This is a genomic window from Micromonospora sp. DT31 (assembly GCF_049841795.1).
GTDB lineage: Bacteria > Actinomycetota > Actinomycetes > Mycobacteriales > Micromonosporaceae > Micromonospora.
In genome coordinates this window covers 718,257-737,211 of the sequence record NZ_JBNCKZ010000001.1, presented here as the reverse complement: position 1 = coordinate 737,211, position 18,955 = coordinate 718,257, and the positions used below count along the sequence as shown (strand labels likewise).

23 protein-coding genes are annotated in these 18,955 nt (G+C 72.7%); 12 read left to right on the top strand and 11 right to left on the bottom strand.

What is annotated here, in order from left to right; translation table 11 throughout:
• Nucleotides 1–495: 495 nt before the first annotated feature.
• Nucleotides 496–1,083, top strand: a complete 588-nt coding sequence (locus tag ACLQ2X_RS03315) for a GNAT family N-acetyltransferase (RefSeq protein WP_425679407.1) — start codon at nucleotides 496–498, stop codon at nucleotides 1,081–1,083.
• 57 nt (nucleotides 1,084–1,140) lie between these two features.
• Here the strand turns inward: ACLQ2X_RS03315 and ACLQ2X_RS03310 are convergent, their stop codons facing one another.
• Genes ACLQ2X_RS03310 through ACLQ2X_RS03300 form a run of 3 tightly spaced genes read right to left on the bottom strand, consistent with a single transcriptional unit; the run spans nucleotide 1,141 to nucleotide 2,447 of the window.
• On the bottom strand, nucleotides 1,141–1,389 hold the full coding sequence (locus tag ACLQ2X_RS03310) for a hypothetical protein (RefSeq protein ID WP_425679406.1): 249 nt from the start codon (nucleotides 1,387–1,389) through the stop codon (nucleotides 1,141–1,143).
• Nucleotides 1,390–1,398: 9 nt separating this feature from the next.
• Nucleotides 1,399–1,755, bottom strand: coding sequence for a hypothetical protein (locus tag ACLQ2X_RS03305; RefSeq protein ID WP_425679405.1), 357 nt, complete (start codon nucleotides 1,753–1,755; stop codon nucleotides 1,399–1,401).
• Nucleotides 1,752–2,447, bottom strand: coding sequence for a phosphatase PAP2 family protein (locus ACLQ2X_RS03300; protein ID WP_425679404.1), 696 nt, complete (start codon nucleotides 2,445–2,447; stop codon nucleotides 1,752–1,754). The genes ACLQ2X_RS03305 and ACLQ2X_RS03300 overlap by 4 nt, the downstream gene beginning before the upstream one ends.
• Before the next feature lie 215 nt (nucleotides 2,448–2,662).
• Here ACLQ2X_RS03300 and ACLQ2X_RS03295 point away from each other — a divergent pair, with 215 nt between their 5' ends.
• Nucleotides 2,663–4,285 (top strand): DUF885 domain-containing protein, encoded by a 1,623-nt coding sequence (locus ACLQ2X_RS03295; protein WP_425679403.1) that lies wholly within the window; start codon nucleotides 2,663–2,665, stop codon nucleotides 4,283–4,285.
• A 107-nt stretch (nucleotides 4,286–4,392) separates the two neighbouring features.
• Here ACLQ2X_RS03295 and ACLQ2X_RS03290 read toward each other — a convergent pair whose 3' ends face one another.
• On the bottom strand, nucleotides 4,393–4,950 hold the full coding sequence (locus tag ACLQ2X_RS03290) for a DUF1062 domain-containing protein (RefSeq protein WP_425679402.1): 558 nt from the start codon (nucleotides 4,948–4,950) through the stop codon (nucleotides 4,393–4,395).
• Between the two features lie 327 nt (nucleotides 4,951–5,277).
• Between ACLQ2X_RS03290 and ACLQ2X_RS03285 the strand changes: the two genes are divergently transcribed.
• A complete protein-coding gene (locus ACLQ2X_RS03285; protein WP_425679401.1) occupies nucleotides 5,278–5,898 on the top strand; it encodes a TetR/AcrR family transcriptional regulator in 621 nt (206 codons plus the stop codon).
• Nucleotides 5,899–5,948: 50 nt separating this feature from the next.
• Nucleotides 5,949–7,529, top strand: a complete 1,581-nt coding sequence (locus tag ACLQ2X_RS03280) for an MDR family MFS transporter (RefSeq protein ID WP_425679400.1) — start codon at nucleotides 5,949–5,951, stop codon at nucleotides 7,527–7,529.
• Nucleotides 7,530–7,590: 61 nt separating this feature from the next.
• Here ACLQ2X_RS03280 and ACLQ2X_RS03275 read toward each other — a convergent pair whose 3' ends face one another.
• Nucleotides 7,591–7,899 carry a hypothetical protein gene (locus tag ACLQ2X_RS03275; RefSeq protein WP_425679399.1) on the bottom strand — a complete coding sequence of 103 codons (309 nt, stop codon included), beginning with the start codon at nucleotides 7,897–7,899 and terminating at the stop codon, nucleotides 7,591–7,593.
• Nucleotides 7,900–8,034: 135 nt separating this feature from the next.
• Nucleotides 8,035–8,853 (bottom strand): TIGR04222 domain-containing membrane protein, encoded by an 819-nt coding sequence (locus tag ACLQ2X_RS03270; RefSeq protein WP_425679398.1) that lies wholly within the window; start codon nucleotides 8,851–8,853, stop codon nucleotides 8,035–8,037.
• A gap of 113 nt (nucleotides 8,854–8,966) precedes the next feature.
• Here ACLQ2X_RS03270 and ACLQ2X_RS03265 point away from each other — a divergent pair, with 113 nt between their 5' ends.
• The 3 genes from ACLQ2X_RS03265 to ACLQ2X_RS03255 all read left to right on the top strand — a co-directional run bounded on the left by ACLQ2X_RS03265 (nucleotide 8,967) and on the right by ACLQ2X_RS03255 (nucleotide 11,065).
• Entirely contained in the window at nucleotides 8,967–9,455 is a 489-nt protein-coding gene (locus ACLQ2X_RS03265) for a GNAT family N-acetyltransferase (protein ID WP_425679540.1), read from the top strand.
• Between the two features lie 82 nt (nucleotides 9,456–9,537).
• Nucleotides 9,538–10,560, top strand: a complete 1,023-nt coding sequence (locus ACLQ2X_RS03260) for a GNAT family N-acetyltransferase (protein WP_425679397.1) — start codon at nucleotides 9,538–9,540, stop codon at nucleotides 10,558–10,560.
• 73 nt (nucleotides 10,561–10,633) lie between these two features.
• Nucleotides 10,634–11,065 carry an Hsp20/alpha crystallin family protein gene (locus tag ACLQ2X_RS03255; protein WP_425679396.1) on the top strand — a complete coding sequence of 144 codons (432 nt, stop codon included), beginning with the start codon at nucleotides 10,634–10,636 and terminating at the stop codon, nucleotides 11,063–11,065.
• Between the two features lie 6 nt (nucleotides 11,066–11,071).
• Here ACLQ2X_RS03255 and ACLQ2X_RS03250 read toward each other — a convergent pair whose 3' ends face one another.
• Nucleotides 11,072–12,088, bottom strand: a complete 1,017-nt coding sequence (locus ACLQ2X_RS03250) for a helix-turn-helix transcriptional regulator (protein ID WP_425679395.1) — start codon at nucleotides 12,086–12,088, stop codon at nucleotides 11,072–11,074.
• An 82-nt stretch (nucleotides 12,089–12,170) separates the two neighbouring features.
• Here ACLQ2X_RS03250 and ACLQ2X_RS03245 point away from each other — a divergent pair, with 82 nt between their 5' ends.
• Together ACLQ2X_RS03245 and ACLQ2X_RS03240 are read left to right on the top strand one after the other, a co-directional pair.
• Nucleotides 12,171–13,157 carry a tyrosine-type recombinase/integrase gene (locus ACLQ2X_RS03245; RefSeq protein ID WP_425679394.1) on the top strand — a complete coding sequence of 329 codons (987 nt, stop codon included), beginning with the start codon at nucleotides 12,171–12,173 and terminating at the stop codon, nucleotides 13,155–13,157.
• A 29-nt stretch (nucleotides 13,158–13,186) separates the two neighbouring features.
• Nucleotides 13,187–14,032, top strand: coding sequence for an LLM class flavin-dependent oxidoreductase (locus ACLQ2X_RS03240; RefSeq protein WP_425679393.1), 846 nt, complete (start codon nucleotides 13,187–13,189; stop codon nucleotides 14,030–14,032).
• Nucleotides 14,033–14,036: 4 nt separating this feature from the next.
• Here ACLQ2X_RS03240 and ACLQ2X_RS03235 read toward each other — a convergent pair whose 3' ends face one another.
• Nucleotides 14,037–14,408 carry a VOC family protein gene (locus ACLQ2X_RS03235; protein ID WP_425679392.1) on the bottom strand — a complete coding sequence of 124 codons (372 nt, stop codon included), beginning with the start codon at nucleotides 14,406–14,408 and terminating at the stop codon, nucleotides 14,037–14,039.
• Nucleotides 14,409–14,507: 99 nt separating this feature from the next.
• On the opposite strand from ACLQ2X_RS03235, the gene ACLQ2X_RS03230 reads away from it, so the two are divergent.
• On the top strand, nucleotides 14,508–14,966 hold the full coding sequence (locus ACLQ2X_RS03230; RefSeq protein WP_425679391.1) for a hypothetical protein: 459 nt from the start codon (nucleotides 14,508–14,510) through the stop codon (nucleotides 14,964–14,966).
• Between the two features lie 47 nt (nucleotides 14,967–15,013).
• On the opposite strand, the gene ACLQ2X_RS03225 is transcribed toward ACLQ2X_RS03230, so the two are convergent.
• The 3 genes from ACLQ2X_RS03225 to ACLQ2X_RS03215 form a co-directional block, all read right to left on the bottom strand.
• A complete protein-coding gene (locus ACLQ2X_RS03225) occupies nucleotides 15,014–15,700 on the bottom strand; it encodes a thymidine kinase (RefSeq protein ID WP_425679539.1) in 687 nt (228 codons plus the stop codon).
• Nucleotides 15,701–15,790: 90 nt separating this feature from the next.
• A complete protein-coding gene (locus ACLQ2X_RS03220; RefSeq protein ID WP_425679390.1) occupies nucleotides 15,791–17,191 on the bottom strand; it encodes an MFS transporter in 1,401 nt (466 codons plus the stop codon).
• A gap of 20 nt (nucleotides 17,192–17,211) precedes the next feature.
• Nucleotides 17,212–17,979, bottom strand: a complete 768-nt coding sequence (locus tag ACLQ2X_RS03215; RefSeq protein ID WP_425679389.1) for a glycerophosphodiester phosphodiesterase — start codon at nucleotides 17,977–17,979, stop codon at nucleotides 17,212–17,214.
• 88 nt (nucleotides 17,980–18,067) lie between these two features.
• Here ACLQ2X_RS03215 and ACLQ2X_RS03210 point away from each other — a divergent pair, with 88 nt between their 5' ends.
• Both ACLQ2X_RS03210 and ACLQ2X_RS03205 read left to right on the top strand, forming a co-directional pair.
• Entirely contained in the window at nucleotides 18,068–18,532 is a 465-nt protein-coding gene (locus ACLQ2X_RS03210) for a helix-turn-helix domain-containing protein (protein ID WP_425679388.1), read from the top strand.
• Complete coding sequence (locus ACLQ2X_RS03205) at nucleotides 18,525–18,899, top strand: DUF4180 domain-containing protein (RefSeq protein WP_425679387.1); 375 nt, start codon at nucleotides 18,525–18,527, stop codon at nucleotides 18,897–18,899. The genes ACLQ2X_RS03210 and ACLQ2X_RS03205 overlap by 8 nt, the downstream gene beginning before the upstream one ends.
• The last annotated feature ends 56 nt before the right edge of the window (nucleotides 18,900–18,955 follow it).

Genomic DNA, 18,955 nt, shown 5'->3' with positions numbered 1-18,955 from the left:
CGGATGCCACGGACAGGCCGCGTGCGGTTAGGTGCGATGTGAGCTCACCGATCACGTCCCACGACGTGGCCCTGGTGTTCCCTTCCTGAGTCCCGCCCTGCCCTGACCGGCGGAGGCGGAACCTCAATGGTTCGGCCAGTGCTTGCTCTGCAAGATCAGTCGTACGCGGCTCTGCACAACAACCAGTACGCCGACACCAACCCGGGCGATCCGATCCCGACACCGCGACTTGCCTCAGAAAGACTGGCAGGAACCCTCACCAAAACCTGCCCGTCATCTTGAGGCACCACAGCTCAGGGGAACGATCATGCCTCAACCTCGTTGGCAGACGACATCTGACGGTGGAGTGGATGTTCGTGCCGACGATCGGATCGACCCCGGCGGATGTGCTTGAGTTCGCCGCCACGCGTGGGCGTAACCCTGGCACCACAGGTTGCGGCGCGGGGAGTGACCGATGCGCTGCCACCCGGGATCGCTACCAGGAGAAGATGAGGTGTGACGTCAATCCTGTCAACGCCGCCCGCCATTCCCGCCGGCACACTCGCGAGCCGCCCGCAACCGTCGCTGCCCGCCGCGGGCGGCCTGCTGCTGCGACCCTGGGAAGCGGCCGACGCCGCGGTGTTCTTCGCCGCCTATCACGACCCCGAGATCCGGCACTGGCACACTCGCCAACCCGCATCTGAAGACCAGGCCCGTGAGTGGTTCGACCTGTATCGCCAGGCGTGGGCGGAGGAGACCGGCGCGAGTTGGGCGGTGACCCGGGGAGGCGGTGAGGTACTGGGGCGTATGGCCATGGGCGGAATGGACCTTCATGACGGTGTGGCAGGGTGCTCCTACTGGATGCTCCCGGCTGCCCGCGGAGCAGGTGTGGCCTCTCGCGCGCTGACGACGCTGAGCGTCTGGGCACTTGGCGAGGCTGGTTTCCATCGTCTGTATCTGGATCACTCGACCCGCAACAACGCGTCCTGCCGCGTCGCCGTCAAAGCCCGTTTCCTCTTGGAGGGCACCAAACGCAGCGACGCCGTCCACTCCGACGGTCGGCACGACATGCACCTCCACGCCCGCATCCGAGGCGACGAGTGAGGCGGCACCCAGCGCGTGTGACTCCGGACGTGCTTGCGCCTCGGACTCAGCGCACTCTTAGCGGAAATGCCGCTCGCCGGCCAGGACCGCGTCCAACCATCGCTCGTACCACGACAGGAAGTCCCGATCCCCGGTGAAGATCGGGCCTTCTCTGCTCCCGCCGTTGTCGGTGACGCGTCCACGCGCCGGTCCGCTGACGACAAGGATCGACAGGCCCCCGCAGCCCTGGTCGCTGAGCGCCAGCGTCCCGCGGTACGGCTCGTCCTCGTCGCCGGGCGCCACTTCGGCCAGCCAGTCCTCGTACACCCGCCCCGGTTAGGCGGGAAACGGCCTGGACAACATGGTGGTGTCCGGCGCGCCCCACAGGCTCACGTCCCAGTCCTTGAGGGAGTGCAGCCCGTAGAAGGGGCCGGCGCCGCCGAACCGCCCGGGTCCGCCGTGCCCGACCGTGGTGATGAACCCCCGATAGTCAGCCGGCAGTCCCACGCCGTGCCGTTCCTCAAAGGCGACGACCGCGTCCTGCGGCAACGGTGGCCCGATTCGGAACCGGTGGGTGGTCGCGCCGAACATCACCGGATCCCCGGGCATCGACGCGGCAGTCGCCAACTTCGCCGCCACCCGCGTCAGTCGCGCCGACAAGTCGTCGGGCCGGTCCTCCAGCCCAACAGTCACTCAGAATCGTCCCGGGCCGGGCCGACGGCGCGCACGAGCTTGCTGGCCGGTCGGGCCAGCAGCGCGGCCACGATCACCGTGGTCGCGGCACCGATCAGGAAGCCGGCCGCCACGTCGTGTGGATAGTGGACGCCGACGAAGATCCGGGAGAACCCGGCCAGTACGCCGACGGGCAGCGCGAGCAGGCCCACCCGCCAGGAGACCAGGAAGATCGCCACGACCAGCCCGGCCGCGATCGTGCTGTGGTTGCTCGGAAAGGACCAGTCGCCTGTCGGCGGGCACGCGTCCGCGATGATCGTCAGCTCGGAAAACGTCCGGCAGGGACGTTCCGCGTCCAGGTAGGTCTTCGACCACTCGCTCAGCCCGTACGCGATCACCACGCCCAGGCCGCCGGCCAACGCCACCGCCATCGGCTTGACCGGTCCCCGGCGGCTGCGCCAGAACACCAGCGCCCACATCGCGGCGAGCACCACGATGCCCAACTCGGTGAAGTGCTCCATGAACGTCTGAACGGGGCCCGGGGTGGTGTCGGCCCACTCGACGACGTCCCGGTACCACTCACCGGCGATGTCCGGCACGTTCCTGATCTTGTCTTCGTGGACCACCGGCCCGGCGACGGCGGGAGCAGGCGTCGCGACCACCACCAACGTCCCGGCGGAGACCGTGCCGGCCACGTACCGCTTCCTTCCCATTGCCCCCGACGCCCCTCTGATCCGGCTCTCTGCCCTGCCCTGGACACTGCGCAGATCGCAGGCGTGATCCTAGATCAGGACATCCTGCCTTCGTCAGGGATGATCCATTACTAAAGGAAGGTCGAGACTCGCGCTGGCACCCCGAAGAACCGGAGGCGCCCCACGCGACAAGCGTGCTCGACCCGGGTCCTCGATGGACGAGGAATGATCGGGACATGGATCAGGACACCCGCGACGAGACCCTCGAAGACTTCGGCCGCCGGTTTCTGGACGAGGCGGCCCGCCTCGATCCGTGCGTGGCGGTGGTCGACTGTGGAGAGCAGGACGTCGACGTGCTCACCGACTACGGCCCGGACGGTCATCAGGCCCGCGCCGACCTCGCGGCCTCCGCGTTGCGCGAGCTTCGGGCCCGGCCCGCGACGAGTCCGCTGCACGCGCACCTCACCGAACGGCTGCACGCCCGCATCGCCTTCCACGACGCCGGGGAGAACCTGCGCGAACTGCACGCGGCGGCCACCGGCCCGCTCCAGCTCGTCCGCCAGTGCGTCGAGGCGGCGGTACCCGCCGGGGACGTCCCCGGCCCGGCCCGCGAGGACGGTTGGGCCCGGGTGGGCGCGCGCCAGGCCGCGATCCCCGCGGCCCTGGACGGGTACGCCCGCAGCCTGCTGCTCGCCGCCGACCGCGGCCACCTGCCGACGCACCGCCAGGTCGACCTGGTGACGCACCGCTGCCAGGGCTGGATCGACGACGACATCGCCATGGTCGAACGCTACGGCGACGGGCCGCAGCGGGCGTCGTTGCGGGCGGCGGCCGAGGGCGCGCGGCAGGCGTACCGGAGGCTGGCCGCGACGCTTACCGAGGACCTGGCGCCACGCGCGCGCGACGACGAGGCGTTCGGCCCGCAGCGGTACGCCCTCTGGGTGCGGGCCTTCCTCGGCGCGGAGCCGGACCTGCGCGAGCTGCACGACTGGGGCTGGGACGAGTTCACCGCGATCGAGGCGGAGGTGGTCGCGGAGGCGAAGGCTCTGGGCGGCAGCGTGCCCGAGGTGCTCGCCCGGCTCGACCGCCCCGACGCGCCCGGCACGCTGCACAGCCAGGCGGCGTTCGAAGAGTGGCTGCAGAAGCTGCTGGAATCCACCATCGACCGGTTGGACGGCGTGCACTTCGACATTCCCGCGCCGCTGCGCCGCATCGAGTGCCGGACGACCGGATCGGGCGGCACCGCGTACATCGGGCCGTCGCAGGACCTGTCCCGGCCGGGTCGGGTCTGGTGGCTGCTCCCCGAGGGCAGGACCAGCTTCCCCACCTGGTGGGCCTACAGCACCGCGTACCACGAGGGTGTTCCCGGCCACCACCTCCAGATCGGCCAGGAGGCCTGCCGGGGCGGCCTCGGACCGCGACTGAACCTGCTCGGCGGGCTGTCCGGCTGCCAGGAGGGCTGGGCCCTGTACGCCGAACGGTTCATGGACGAAATCGGGCTCTACCAGCAGCCCGGTGCCCGGCTCGGGCACCTTTTCATGCAGTTGCTGCGGGCGGCGCGGGTGGTCCTCGACATCGGCCTGCACCTACGGCTGCCGATGCCGTTCGGTGATGGCACGCTGTGGACCCCGGACGCCGCTCTGCGGCTGCTGCGAGAGCGCTGCCACCAGGGGCCGTACGCGTCCCTGGAGCTGGCCCGCTACCTGGGCCGGCCGGGGCAGGCGCTGACGTACAAGGTGGGGGAGCGGGTGTGGCGGCAGGCCCGCTCGTCCTTCCCCGGTGATCGGCGGGCGTTCCACCGGCGGGCGCTGGCGCTCGGTTCCCTCGGACTGGGTCAGCTGGCGGTCGCGTTGTCCTGAGCCGCCAAGGATCGTCACCTCGGTTTCGGGCCGCCGGGCGGGGGGGGGGGGGGGGGGGGGGCGCCCCCCCACGGCGCGCCCCGGCGGCGCCCCCCCCCGCCTACCGGCTATTCCCGGGCCAGCAGGGTGAAGGTGAATCCCGTGCGGGTCGTCCGGTTCAGCGCGACGCCGCACGTGACCCGGCGCAGCACCTCGGACCGGCTGAGGCCGAGGCCGTACGCGATGAGCCGTTCCGGACGCACCGGCACCGGGTCGGCGAAGGTGACCTCCACCTGGATCGGCCACGTGTCGCACGGCACGGTCGTGGTGTCCAGGCGGCAGGCGCCGGTCCAGTCGAGGGTGACGTGCCCGCGCCGGGTCAGTGCCGGATCCAGCAGGGTGGCCGCCACCAGTGCCGGATCGTTGCGGTGGTAGCCGTGCAGTGTGTCGGGGGCGAAGGAGCTGACGGGCGTCCGTTCGTGGACGGTGAGCTTGCTCGTCCGATCGCAGCGTACGCAGCGGACCAGCAGCCACACGTCGAGCAGTTTGCCGTTGGCGTTGACGCGGAATCTGCCCTTGCCGGTGGTGGCCGACTCCGACGGGCAGTCCACGCACCGCTTCGACAGCAGCGGCAGGCGGGTCCGGCGGACGACCCAGGGCAGCACGACATGGGGTGTGGAAGACATGACTCGGGACCTGATCTCTGAAAGACCTGACACGAGGCCGATGACGCGCGGCCTCGGCGCGAAGGATCGGGCGCGCGGGGGCAGCCCGGTGGAGCCGGCGGGTTGCGCCGGCTACCGGTGAGCGGAAAGGCGTGTCAGGCCTTGCGAGCAGGTGGGGTCACGCGAAGTCGTCCAGTTCTCGATCCGACGGGTTCGGCAGCACCGTACGAGAACGTGGGGGTGTTTCTCCACAGGTTTTGACCGCCGTCGTCGCTCGGCGCGGCGACGTGCTCCACTTCACTCACTAAAAGTTTGCACTGCGTGCAAGATCAGTCGTAGCGTCGCCGTGTGACCGACACCGACCGGGGCCGCCCCGGCCTTCGAGACCGCAAGAAGCGCCGGACCCGGGCCGCCCTGAGCGAGGCGGCCCTGCGCCTGGTCGCCGAACGAGGGCTCGACCAGGTGACGGTGGAGGAGATCAGCGAGGCGGTCGAGGTCTCCGCGCGGACCTTCTTCAACTACTTCGCCAGCAAGGACGAGGCGCTCCTGGGTGACCCGGCCGCCGAGGCCGAACTGCTGACCCGGCGGATCCTCGCGGCGCCGCCGGATCTGTCCGCCTTCGACGCGGTGCGGTCGGCCTTCGACGACGTGGTCGCGGCGATCGAAGCCGACCGGGAGGTGTGGCGGCTGCGGTTGACGGTGATCGCCGCGAACCCCTCGCTGCTTCCCCGGCTGGTCAGCGGCAACGCCGCGACGGAACGCCTGCTCGTCGCGGCGGTCGCGCAGCGCCTCGGCCTCGACCCGTGCCACGGCCATCCGATGCTGGTCACCACCGTCGCCGGGGCCGTCTTCCGCACCGCACTGATGCGCTGGGCGGAAGAACCCGCCCCCGCACCCCTGCGTGAGCTGGTCGCCGAGGCGTTCACCGCCGTCGCCGCCGGCCTGCCCGATCCCCGCGCCACCCGCTGACCCACCCCGATCCAGACCGGCCGCCACGGCCGCACCCGACGAGGAGTTCGATGACCACCGCCACTGTTCCGCCCGCCGGCGCTGCCGGGACGGGCACCCGGATGTCGCGCCGGGAGGTCCTCCAGGCGTTGTCCGGCCTGATGGTCGGCATGTTCGTGGCGATCCTGGCCTCGACGGTGGTGGCAAACGCGCTGCCCCGGATCATCGCCGACCTCAACGGCAGCCAGACCGTCTACACCTGGATCGTCACCAGCGAACTGCTGGCGATGACCGCGACGGTGCCGCTGTGGGGCAAGATGGCCGACCTCTACAGCAAGAAGCTGCTGATCCAGTTGTCGCTGGGCCTGTTCGTGGCCGGCTCGCTGGTCGCCGGCTTCACCCCTAACGTCGAGGTGCTGCTGCTCAGCCGCGTCATCCAGGGCATCGGCGCGGGCGGCATGACCGCGCTGGCCACCATCGTCATGGCGGCGATGATCCCGCCACGCGAGCTGGGCCGGTACGCCGGCATCTTCGGCGCCGTCTTCGGTGTCGGCACCATCGCCGGCCCGCTGATCGGCGGCGTCCTCGTCGACACCTCCTGGCTGGGCTGGCGCTGGTGCTTCCTGATCGGGGTGCCGTTCAGCCTGATCTCCATCGCCCTGCTGCAGAAGACCCTGCACCTGCCGGCGGTGCGCCGCAAGGTCCGCATCGACTGGCTCGGCGCGGTGCTGATCACCGCTGGTGTGTCCACGCTGCTGATCTGGTCGTCCCTGGCCGGCAGCAAGTTCGACTGGGCGTCCGGGTGGACCGCGCTGCTGGTCGGCGGCGGGCTGGCGCTGCTCGCGCTCGCCGTGTTCGTCGAGGCCCGCACCGAGGAGCCCATCATCCCGCTGGGCATCTTCCGCAACCGCACCGTCACGCTGACCACCGTGGCGAGCGTGCTGGTCGGCGTGGCCATGTTCGGTGGCACCGTGTTCCTGTCGCAGTACTTCCAGACCTCGCTCGGCAAGTCGCCCACCGCGGCTGGTCTGATGAGCCTGCCGATGGTCCTCGGCCTGCTGGTCTCCTCGACCGTGGCGGGTCAGCTGATCACCAAGTACGGCCGGTGGAAGATGTTCCTGGTGGCCGGTGCCGCGGTGATGACGGTCGGCATGCTGCTGTTGGGCACCATCGACGCGAACACCAGCGTCCTCGCCCTGTCGGTGTACATGGCGGTGCTGGGCGTCGGCGTGGGCATGCTGCTGCAGAACCTGGTGCTGGCCGCGCAGAACGACGTACCGGCCAGCGAGCTGGGCGCGGCGACCTCGGTGCTGACGTTCTTCCGCAGCATGGGCGGCGCGGTCGGGGTGAGCGCGCTCGGCGCCGTCCTGGCCAACCGGGTCACGTCGCTGACCACCGAGAAGCTCGGCCCGCTCGCGGCCGGCGGCGGGTCGACCGAGGTGCCCGACCTGTCGGCGCTGCCGGAACCGGTGTTGCGGATCGTGCAGGAGGTGTACGGCACCGCCACGTCGGAGATGTTCCTGATCGGGGCGCCGTTCGCGCTGCTCGCCCTGATCGTGGTGCTGTTCATCAAGGAGAAGCCGCTGAACACGCTCAGCGGTGACGAGCGCCGGGCCAGGGAGGAGGCGGCGGCCGCCGCCGGGATGCACTGACCGTCCGGTCGAGCGTGGGGCCGCCCCCGGGTCATCCCGGGGGCGGCCCTTCTGCGTCCGCTCAGTGCTCGGTGCGGTCGTCGATCTCGGTGCCGCTCTCTCCGGGCCGCGCGCCGATCGACTCCTCGGCGGCCCGCCCGCCGGTGCTCTCGTCGCCCTGCCGCAGGGAACTCCTGGGCAGCCCTGCCAGGTGCGCGGGGTCCTCGATCGGTTGGGGCGGCCAGTCGTTCTGCGTCCCGTCGGCCACGCCGGCGCGGCGCAACGACTCGACCAGTTCGTCAGGCGACATGCGGTCGACCTCTCGGATGCCGGCGCCGATCGCCATCGCCTGAAGCGTCTTCAGGTCTTCGCTCACGAATGTCTCGGCCATGTCGGAGGCTTCCCGGCGCCCAAGACAAGGAAACCCCCCGCGCCGCCACGGCGAAGCCGTCCTGCCCGATCCGTGCCGTCCCCGCGACGTTCGTCCCGAATTGATCGGTCCCGGCCGTTCGCGCGCGGTCGGCGGTCAGCGGCGTGCGGGTTTGCGTTCGGGGCGCGGACGGCCACGTTCCGGGTCCACGCCCAGCTGCACGGCGAAGGCCGGGTCGACGGCGAGCAGCGGTCGAGGACCGAACAGCGCCATGCCGGTGAGCAGCGCATCGGTGTCCCGGCCCTGCCACACCGGACGGCGTTCGGGGTCCAGGTCGGCGTGCTCGCGGCGCAGCCGGCGCAGCAGCCGTCGGGCGGCGGCCCCGGTCTCCGGCACCTCGGTCAGCCACCAGCCGCCCAGCGCGGTCGCCAGGCAGCACAGCAACAACCCTGCGACCGATGCCGGGTCGCCGGCCGACCGTCCCTCCACCGCGCTGTCCACCAGCCGGGCCACCCCGACGGCGGCGACCGCGAACAGCGGGATCGTGCCGCAGGCGACCCGCCGCCGCTGCCTGCGGGTGAGCAGCCACCCGTCCCGCACCAACCGACCCACCACCCGACGCAGAGCCCGGCCCACCGCCGGATCGGCGAGCACCGCCGCCCAGGTCTGCGGGCGACGCAGCGCGGTGTGCAGGGCGCGCACCAGCGGGAGCGAGCCGGGCGGCGGCGGTCCCTCGACGTGCAGGGTGGCCAGTTCACCGACGCTCACCCCGCCGCCGCGGCGCAACGCGGCCACGCCGACCTGGCAGGCCAGCACCGCCCGGTCGGTCAGATACGCCAACTCGACCCGGTCGGGTGGCGCGCCGCGGACCCGCCGGCCGGTCAGCTCCCGTACTGCCACGGCGACCGCGACGGCCACCGCCACCGCGGCCAGGTAGTCCAGCAGGAACAGTGAGCCGCTGACACCCCAGAGCATGGCGACGAGTATGGCAGGACCGGTGCGGGACCCGCTGGTGGCAGATCGGCGCCGTCGTCCGGTGGGCGGAAACCGCTGGCCGGGGTGGGCGGACGGTGACTACCGTGCCCACGATGCACATCCGCGAGTACACCCACGCCGACTGGGATCAGGTCTGGCCGATCATCGCCGACGTCATCGCCGCCGCCGACACCTTCGCCTACGACCCGGCGTGGCCGGCCGACGTGGCGCGTGAGGTGTGGGTGGAGCGCCCGCCGGGGCGTACCTCGGTGGCGGTGGACCACGACGGCACGGTGCTCGGCACCGCGAAGATGGGCGCGAACCGGCCCGGGCCGGGCTCGCACGTGGCGACGGCGAGTTTCATGGTGGCCGCGTCCGCGCGCGGGCGGGGCGTCGGTCGGGCGTTGTGCGAGGACGCGCTGGACTGGGCCAGCCGGCAGGGTTTCGCCGCGATGCAGTTCAACGCCGTGGTGGAGACGAACACCGCCGCGGTGGCGTTGTACCGGCGGCTCGGCTTCAGCGTGATCGGCACCGTGCCGGAGTCGTTCGCCCACCCGACGCGGGGACGGGTGGGGCTGCACGTCATGCACCGTCCACTGTGATCGCGGCCCCGGACCGGCGGCGTGGACGGTGGAGGCGAAAACGCGTGGCCGGAACCGGCCGGTTGCTGACAGGCTGCCGATCATGACCGCTCATGCTCTCGCCGGGGCGCTCGCCGACGAGCGCCGCCGTACCGTGTTCGCCGCGATCGTGTTCGGTGCCCGGGACGTGCCGGCCGTGGTGGCCCGCACCGGCCTGCCGGCCCGCGACGCCGCCACCGCCGTACGCCGGCTCACCGACGCGGGCGTGGTGGCCGACGACGGTGGCGGGCTGCGGGTCGACGGCGAACGGCTGCGCGAGTTCGCCCGGGCCGGCGCGGCCGCACCGGCAGGCCCGGCCGCGACGCCGCAGGAGACCATTCTGCGCACGTTCCTGCGCGACGGCGTGCTGGTCCGGTTGCCCGCGCAGCGGGGCCGGCGCCGGGTGCTGCTGGAACACATCACCGAGCGCGCGTTCGAGCGCGGGCGGCGCTACCCGGAACGCGCGGTCGACGCGGCCCTCCGCCCCTGGTGCGACGGCGGGGCGGCCGATCACGTGACACTGCGCCGCTACCTGGTCGACGACATGCTGCTCACCCGCGAGGACGGTGTCTACTGGCGGACCGGCTGGAGTGTCCACATCGCCCGTCCCGACGACGTCGAGGCGGTCGTTCTGCTGCGTGAGTACATGGCGGAGATGGTGCGCCGGTGGTACGGCCGGCCGGAACGGCCGGAGGAGGTCGACGCCGCGCTTGCCGAGGACTCCAACGACGACCTGGTCCCGCCGACCGGGCTGCTGGTGCTGGCCCGCCACGACGGCCGGCTCGCCGGCTGCGTGGGGCTGCGCCGCCAACTCGACTGGTCGGAGGTGACCCGGCTGTACGTGCGTCCGGCGCACCGGGGCGCCGGTGGCGGGGCGGCGCTGCTGGCCGCGGTCGAGGCGTACGCGGCCGAGGGCGGGGCGGACCGGATCCGGCTGGACACCCGCTCCGACCTGGTCGAGGCGCGTGCCCTCTACGCCCGGCACGGCTACCGGGAGGTGCCCGCGTTCAACGCCGGACCGTACGCCCAGCACTGGTTCGAGAAGTCACTGCCGGCCCGGGTTGACGACGTCGCGGCACCGCGCTAAAACAGAAGCGAGAACTTGAGTCACCAAGACTCAACTTGAGACCCTGGGTCAGGAGAACCGAGGAGGCAGAGCCATGTTGATGCGTACCGACCCGTTCCGCGAGATCGACCGGATCGCCGAGCAGTTCTTCGGCACCACCGCCCGTCCGGCCACGATGCACCTGGACGCCTACCGCGACGGCGACCACTTCTACGCCGCCTTCGACCTGCCCGGCGTCGACCCGGACAGCATCGACTGCACCGTCGAACGCAACGTGCTGACCGTGCGCGCCGAGCGGCGCCGCCCCACCGGCGACAACGTCGAACTGGTCGCCGCCGAACGGCCGATGGGCACGTTCACCCGGCAGCTGTTCCTGGGCGACACGCTCGACACCGACCGGCTGGAGGCCGGCTACGACAACGGCGTGCTGACGCTGCGCATCCCGGTCGCCGAGCGCGCCAAGCCGCGCCGGATCTCGGTCACCACCACCGGCGAGGGCAACCGGCGGGAACTCACCCCCGCCTGAGCGGGTTCACGACGACGCGGGGGAGGCCGACGCGCCGGCCGACCCCGCGTCCGCCGGATAGAGCCGGGTCAGGGCGTGCGCGGTGGCGGTGAACCGGTCCCGCAGCGACGCCGGGGCCAGCACCTCCACCTCGGCGCCCAGTTTCAGGAACTCGCCGTGGGCGTGGCGCACCGACTCGATCGGCACGGTGGTCTCCACCCACCCGTCCGGTCCGGGCTCGCCGGCCGCCGCCCGGGCGGCCCGGCTCATCTGCGGCGGGAAGACGTACGCCATGAACTCCAGCGCGGCCATGGTGAGCCGGATGCGCGCCTCGTCGCGGTAAACGTCGCGTTCGTAGCGGGCGGTCCACTCCCGCCAGTACGCGGCCAGGTCGAACCCGTCGGGCCACTCGTACCGCTCGTCGGTGACCGTCACGTCGAGCACCGACCCGACCCGGTAGGTGCGTGGCTCATCCCCGCGGCGGCCCACCAGGTACCAGCGGCCCGCCTTGAGCACCACGCCGAGCGGGGCGACCAGCCGGGTCACCTCCCGGGGCGCACGCCAACGCCGGTAGCGCAGCAGCACCAGCCGGTCCTGCCACACCGCCCCGGCAAGCGTCGCCAGGTGCGGGGTGGGTTCGGGCCGGCGGAACCATCCGGGTGCGTCCAGGTGGAACCGCTGTCGCAGCCGGCCGCTGCGGTCGGCCAGGTCGTCGGGCAGCGCGGCACGCAGCTTCAGCTCGGCGGCGGTCACCACCGACGCCAGGCCCAGCTCGGCGGCGGGTTCGGGCAGGCCGGCGAGGAAGAGCGCCTCGGCCTCCGGCCCGGTCATCCCGGTCAGCCGGGTCCGGTAGCCGGCCACCAGCCGGTAGCCGCCGGCCGGACCGCGGTCGGCGTACACCGGCACACCGGCGGCGCCGAGCGACTCGACGTCGCGGTAGACCGTCCGCACCGACACCTCTAGGGCGTCGGCGAGTTCCCGGGCGGTCATCCGTCCCCGGGTCTGCAGAAGCAGCAACAACGAGACCAGCCGGCTGGCGCGCACCCCGTGACGGTAGCCCGCCCTCGGCAACCGGGTCGGGCGCGCCTCGCCGCGAAACGCCCCGATGGCTGAGAGCCTTTCTCACATGCTTCGTTCCGAGGTGCGGCCCCGCGTCCGTGCCGCCCTGCCCGCCGCCCCGACCGACGTCACCGAGGCGTGGCTGCGCAACCGGCGGCTGTCCACGCACACCCGTGACGCGTACCGGCGTGACGTCACCGGCTGGCTGAGCTGGTGCGCCGAGCGCGGCCTGGACCCGCTGCGGGCCACGTTCCTCGACGTCAACGCCTACGGCCGGGAGCTGGAGTCCACCCCACGCGGGCGGGCCGGGCGCCCGCTGACCCCGGCCACCGTGGCCCGCCGGCTGTCCGCGCTGTCCAGTTGGTACGACTTCCTGGCCAAGCTGGGCGCGGTCGCGGCCAACCCGGTGTCGGCGGCGGACCGGCCCCGCGTCGACCGGGACCACTCGGCCACCGTCGGCCTCACCCCGCAGGAGGTCGACGCGCTGCTCGCCGCCGCCGACGCCGACACGGGACCGACCGCCGCCCGCAACCGGGCCGCCGTGGCGCTCCTGGCGGACCTGGGGCTGCGGGTCGGGGAACTGGTGTCGCTGGACCTGTCCGACCTGGGCACCGAGCGCGGCCACCGCAGCGTCCGGTTCGTCGGCAAGGGCGGCAAGGTACGCCGACGCGCGCTCACCCCCGGCACCGCGTACGTGCTGGACGCCTACCTGGCCGAGCGGGCCGCCGCCCACGACGTCCCGGTGGCACAGCTGACCGGCCCGCTGCTGGCCACCGCCACCGGCGGGCGGCTGGACCGGCACGCCGTGTTCCGGCTGGTGCGCCGCCTCGCGCGCAGCGCCGGCATCGCCGCCTGGGCGAAGTTGTCGCCGCACTCGCTGCGGCACGCGTTCGCCACCACCGCCCGCTCCGAGGGGGTGCCTCTGGAGGACGTGCAGGACGCGATGGGGCACGCCGATCCGCGGACCACCCGCCGCTACGACCGGGACCGGCACAACCTGGACCGCGATCCGGCGTACGCGATCTGGGCGGCGCGGGCCCGCCGACGCGGCTGAGCGTCGTACCCGCGTCGTAGGGTGCCGGCATGCGGCACGGGTTGGAGATCGCCTGCGGCGGCGGCTCGGTGACGGTGTCCGACCTGGTCGCCCTCGGTGAGCTGGCCGAACGCTCCGGCTGGGACGGCGTGTTCCTGGAGGACTACCTCATCCACCACGCCGGGGACGACCCGCCGACGTGGGATCCGTGGCTGGTGCTGGCGGCGGTGGCCGGGCGCACCGGGCGGGTGCGGCTGGGCACCACGGTGACCGCTTTGCCCCGGCGTCGCCCGGCCAAGCTGGCCCGTGAGGTGCTCACCCTCGACCATCTCTCCGGTGGCCGGGCCGGCGTCGCGGTCGGCGTGGGCGACCCGGCCGACCGGGGGCTGGCCGCGTTCGGCGAGACCACCGACCTCAAGACCCGCGCCGCGATGCTCGACGAGGGCCTCGACCTGCTGCTCGGCCTGCTCGGCGGGCAGCGGGTCACCCACCGCGGCGTCCACTACCGCGCCGAGGACGTGACGCTGCGCCCGCCGCCGGTGCAGTCACCGCGGGTGCCGGTCTGGGTCGGCGGCAGCCTCCAGGCCAGGGCGGTGCTGCGGCGCGCGGCCCGCGCCGACGGCATCGTGCCCTACAAGCTGACCGACACCGCCGGCTGGTCCGACCTCACCCCCGACGAGGTGGCCGATCTGGTTGCCGCGTTGCCTGCCCGCCGCGCGGACGGGCAGCCGTTCGACGTCGCGGTCGGCGGTCGGCGGCGGCGACCCGACGAGCGCGCCGAGCAGGCCTACCTGGCGCAGTTGGCGGCGGCGGGCGCGACCTGGTGGCTGGAATATGTACCGGCCGGTGATCGGGCCGCGATGCGGGCCGCGGTGGGCCGCGGCCCGCTGCGCTGACCGGTCAGCCCTGCGGTCGGCGGCAGAGGCAGAACGGCTGGCCGACCGGGTCGAGCAGCACGGTCCACCGTTCACCGCCGGGCTGGAAGTCCGGGCGGGTCGCGCCAGCGGCCAGCAGGTCCTTCTCCGCGGTCGCCAGGTCGTCGACGTAGAGGTCGAGGTGGTAGCGCTTGCCGCCGGTCTCGTCCGGCCAGGCCGGCGGCGTGTAGCCGGGCAGCAGGCCGAAACCGATGGGCGTGCCGCCGGCGACGATCATGGCGTACTCGGTCTCGCTGTGGGTGATCTCCGCGCCGAGGGCGTGGGCGTAGAAGGCCGCGTGGGCGGCCGGGTCGGAACTGTCCAGGCTGATCATGGCGATGTCGGCGTGTGTGCTCATGTCGGCAGTGTGCCGCCGGTGGCTGTCATCTGCTGTCAGGTACGGCCGAGCGACGCAACCGGCTGCGCGCCGGTGCCCGGTTGCCTACCGTCGACGGTGATGGGCAGGCAGGGGGAGTGGCACCACGCGGCCCGGCGTCGCCGGCCGGCGCGCGCCGGTGTACTGGCCGCCGGCCTCGGGCTGGGCATGTGCCTGATCGGGGTGGCCGGTCTGGCGGTGTGGAACGCCCAGGTGGTGTTGCAGTCCGACGGTCCGGTGCGGGAGACCGCCGACGGGTTCTTCCGCGAGGTCGCGGCCGGCGACACCGACGCGGCGTACGAGCGGCTGTGCCGCCAGGCACGCGGGCGGTGGAGCGAGGCCGGCTTCGGTAGCTGGGTGCGGACCCCGCCGCAGGTCAGCGGCTACGAGATCGTCGACGTGTCGGTGGCGACCCGGTCCGGCCGGCCGCACGGCACGGTGCGGGTGCGGATCAACCGCGACGGTGGCGGCAGTGAGGAGCGTGAGCTGCCGGTGGTGCCGGAGGACGGCGGCTGGCGGATCTGCGGGGACCCGTTCTGACCGGCGGCCGGGGGTGGTGCGGTGCCGCTCAGGCGGTGCGGTGCCGCTCAGGCGGTGCGCGGCCCGAGGTCGCCGGAACGGAAGTGCCGTCGGCACAGCACCTGGTAGCGCACGTCGGCGGTGTCCACGGTGTCGCCGATGACGACCTGCGCGCCCTCGCGGACCACCCGGCCGCCCACCACCCGGGCGTTGAGCAGCCCTTCCCGGCCGCACCAGCAGAGCACCTCGATCTGGATGCGGGCCACCTCGTCGGCCAGTTCGAACAGCCGTTGTGCGGCCGGGAACAGGCAGGAGCGGAAGTCGGTGGCCAGGCCGAACGCGTAGACGTCGACGTCGAAGTTGTCGACCAGTTCGGCCATCTGCTCGACGTGTTCCAGGTTGTAGAACGATGCCTCGTCGCAGATGAGGTAGTCCACCCGTACCCCTTCGGCCCAGGCGTCGCGGACCAGGTCGCGCAGGTCGAGGTCGTCGGTGACCTCCACGGCCTCGTGGGCCAGGCCGATGCGGGTGGTGACCTGCGGGCCCAGTGACCTGTCGATGCGGGTGGTGACCAGCCCGCGGCGGCCCTGCCGGGCGTGGTTGTGGTTCATCTGCAACGCCATGGTGGACTTGCCGCAGTCCATCGGCCCCCAGAAGAACTTCAGCGCGGCGGCGTGCAGGGGACGGCCGTCGGCGCCGCGGGCGGCGGCGCAGCCGGCACGGGCGTCGTCGGGGCCCGGCAGCGGTCGGGCCAGGCAGTTCGAGGCGGCGTCGGTCACGTCGGGGCAGCCTAGCCCATCGACGCCCGCCTGTCCGTGCCGCGATGATCCGCCCCCCGCCCCGGGTCAGAGCACCCGGGGCGGGGTGTTGCCGGCGGCGATGATGGCCCGGCGCATCGGCACGGCGGCCAGCAGCGCGAACCCGACCACGAAGAAGATGAGCAGCGAGACCAGGCCGACCCGGTACGACGCGGTCAGCTGGAACACCAGCCCGAAGGCCAGCGGGCCGAGCCAACTGGTGCCCTTGTCGCTGATTTCGTAGAAGCCGTAGTACTCGCCTTCCTTGCCGGCCGGGATGAGTTGGCTGAACAGCGAACGGCTCAGGGCCTGGCTGCCGCCCAGGACCAGACCGATGCAGCCGCCGAGGATCATGAACGGCACGGGCGCCTCGGCGGGCAGCCGGAACGCGGCGATGATCACGCCGGTCCACAGCACCAGCGACAGCAGCACGGTCTTCCACGCGCCGATGCGTCGGGCCAGGGCGCCGAGGGTGAGCGCGCCGCCGAAGGCGAGGAACTGCACCAGCAGGATGGTCACGATCAGGGTGCCCTGCTCCAGTCGCAACTCCTCGGTGCCGTACTGGCTGGCGAGGGTGATGACGGTCTGGATGCCGTCGTTGAACACCAGGAAGGCGAGCAGGAAGTACAGGGTGAGCGGGTACGCCTTGATCTCCCGCAGGGTGCGCCCGAGCTGCCGGAACCCGTCGGTGAGCACGTTCCCGCCGCCCTCGCCGTGGCCGACCGCCCCGCCGGGCCGTTCGCGTAGCCAGCGCAGCGGGACCAGGGTGAACGCGGCCCACCACACGCCGGCCGACACGATCGACCAGCGGGCCAGGTCGAGGGTGCGCTGGGCGTTGCCGTCCTCGCTGAGCATCGTCACGGCGACCAGGTTGAGCGCCAGCAGCACCCCGCCGCCGAGGTAGCCGATCGCCCAGCCGCGGCTGGAGATGCCGTCGCGTTCGTCCGGGCCGCCCAGTTGCGGCAGGAACGAGTTGTAGACGACCACGGCGGCGCCGAACGAGATGTTGGCGATCATGAACAGCGCGCCGCCGAGCAGGTAGCGCTCGCCGGTGACGAACGCGAACGCGATGGTCGCCCCGGCGCCGGTGAACGCCGCGGCGGCCAGCAGCCGCTTCTTGTGCGCCGACCGGTCGGCGATCGCGCCGATCACGGGCAGCACGAACACGGTGAGGAACACCGACAGGGAGATCAGGTACGGGTAGAAGGAGCCGGCGGCGACCTTGATGCCCAGCGGGTACACCGCACCGTCGCAGGTGTCCGCGCCCAGTTCGCAGCCGGCGGCCAGTTCGGTGACGGTGGTCAGGAACGGCCCGAGGAAGACTGTGATGACCGTCGTCTGGAACGCGGAGTTGGCCCAGTCGTAGAAGTACCAGCCGGTGCGTTCGCGGCGGGTGCTGCCGGGCCCGGCGGCGGGGTCGGTGACGGCGGGGGTGACCGTGTCGGCCATCGGGGCGGTCCTTGAGGGGGTCAGGCGGCCCAGTGGCCGCGGCTGCGGTAGACGTCGCGGAGCACGCCGACGTGATCGGTCATGATGCCATCCACCCCAAGATCAAGTAAGTGGTGCATCCGGTCAGGTTCGTCGATCGTCCAGACGTGCACCTGCAACCCGATCCGGTGGCAGTACGCCAGGAAACGCCTGTCGACGACCGGGACCGGCCCGTAGGAGACGGGAACCTGGGCGGCGACGACCGACGGCGGCAGCCGCACCGGTCGCCCGTGCAGCGAGGCCAGCCGCAGCCGGGCCACGCCGCGCATGCCGAGGCTGGTGGCGACCTTCGGGCCGGCCAGCGCGCGCAGCCGGGTCAGCCGGGCGTCGCTGAACGAGGCGAGCAGCACCCGGTCCCCGGCGCCGGCCCGGGTGATCGTGGCGACGGTGGGCTCGGCGCCCGCGTCGGTCTTGACGTCGACGTTGAACCGCACCTGCGGCCACGCGTCGAGGACCTCGTCGAGGCGGGGGACCAGGGCGGCCCCGCCGACGCGTACCGAGGCGAGGTCGGTCCAACGCAGGTCGGCGATGCGGCCGGGTTCACCGGTGACCCGTTCCAGCGTCGGGTCGTGGAAGATCACCGGCACGCCGTCGGCGGTGGCGTGCACGTCGGTCTCCACGTACCGGTAGCCCAGGTCCACCGCCCGGGCGAAGGCGGCGACGGTGTTCTCGTCCCCGTCCGCCGCCCCACCGCGGTGGGCGAAGGCCAGCGGTGTCGGCGCGTCGAGGTAGCCGTGACGGGGCTGCACGCCGGCAGTATGCCCGCCCTCGTCCACCCACACATGCCCGGTCGGGAAAACTCCCTATCCTTCCCTCGGGGAGCTAACGTAGGGTCCGATGAGTAACGACCTGTACTCGGTGGAGCAGGTGGCGAGCCTGCTCGGGTTGCACGTGCGCACGGTGCGCGGCTACATCCGCTCCGGCCGGCTGCGGGCGGTGCGCATCGGCAAGCAGTACCGGATCGCCCGCGCGGACCTGGACGCGCTGACCGGCCGCCCTCCCGCGGTGGCCCGGCCGGCGGCGGAGACCTCAAGCGTCGTACGCCTCGACGGCGTCGACCGGGCCGCCGCCGACCGGCTCGCCACGCTGGTGCTGGCCGGCGTCAACACCCACCACGACCCGGATCGTCCGCTGCGTGTGCAGACGGTCCACGACGAGGAGCGCCACCGTATGACGATCATGATTCTGGGCGACCTGGACTCCACCGCCGACCTGCTACGCCTGCTCGGCGCGGTGCTCGACGGCGACAACGGCCTGCGCCACGGCGACGGCCCGCGCGACGGCGAGGTCGGCCGTGCCTGACCTGTTGCAGGAGCGGGCCGGGGCGCAGGTGCTGGTGTGCGACCCGGCCGGACCGCCGATCGCCACCGAACGCGACGCGTTGGACCTGATCGGCGCGGCGTTCCTCGGCGCGACCGTGGTGGCGGTGCCCGCCGCCCGCCTCGACCCGAGCTTCTTCGCGCTGGGCACCCGCTTCGCCGGTGAGGTGATGCAGAAGTTCGTCAACTACCGGCTGCGCCTGGCGGTGGTCGGGGACATCTCCGCGCACCTGGCCCACAGCGGCGCGTTGCGCGCCCTGGTCGCCGAGTCCAACCGCCACGACCAGGTGTGGTTCGTGCCGGACCTGGCCGCGTTGGACGAGCGCCTGCGCGCCGCCGCCACGCCCTGACTGCCCGCGTCTGCCGGGCGTAGCCGGGCAGACGACGCCTGTCACGGGCGGCGGGC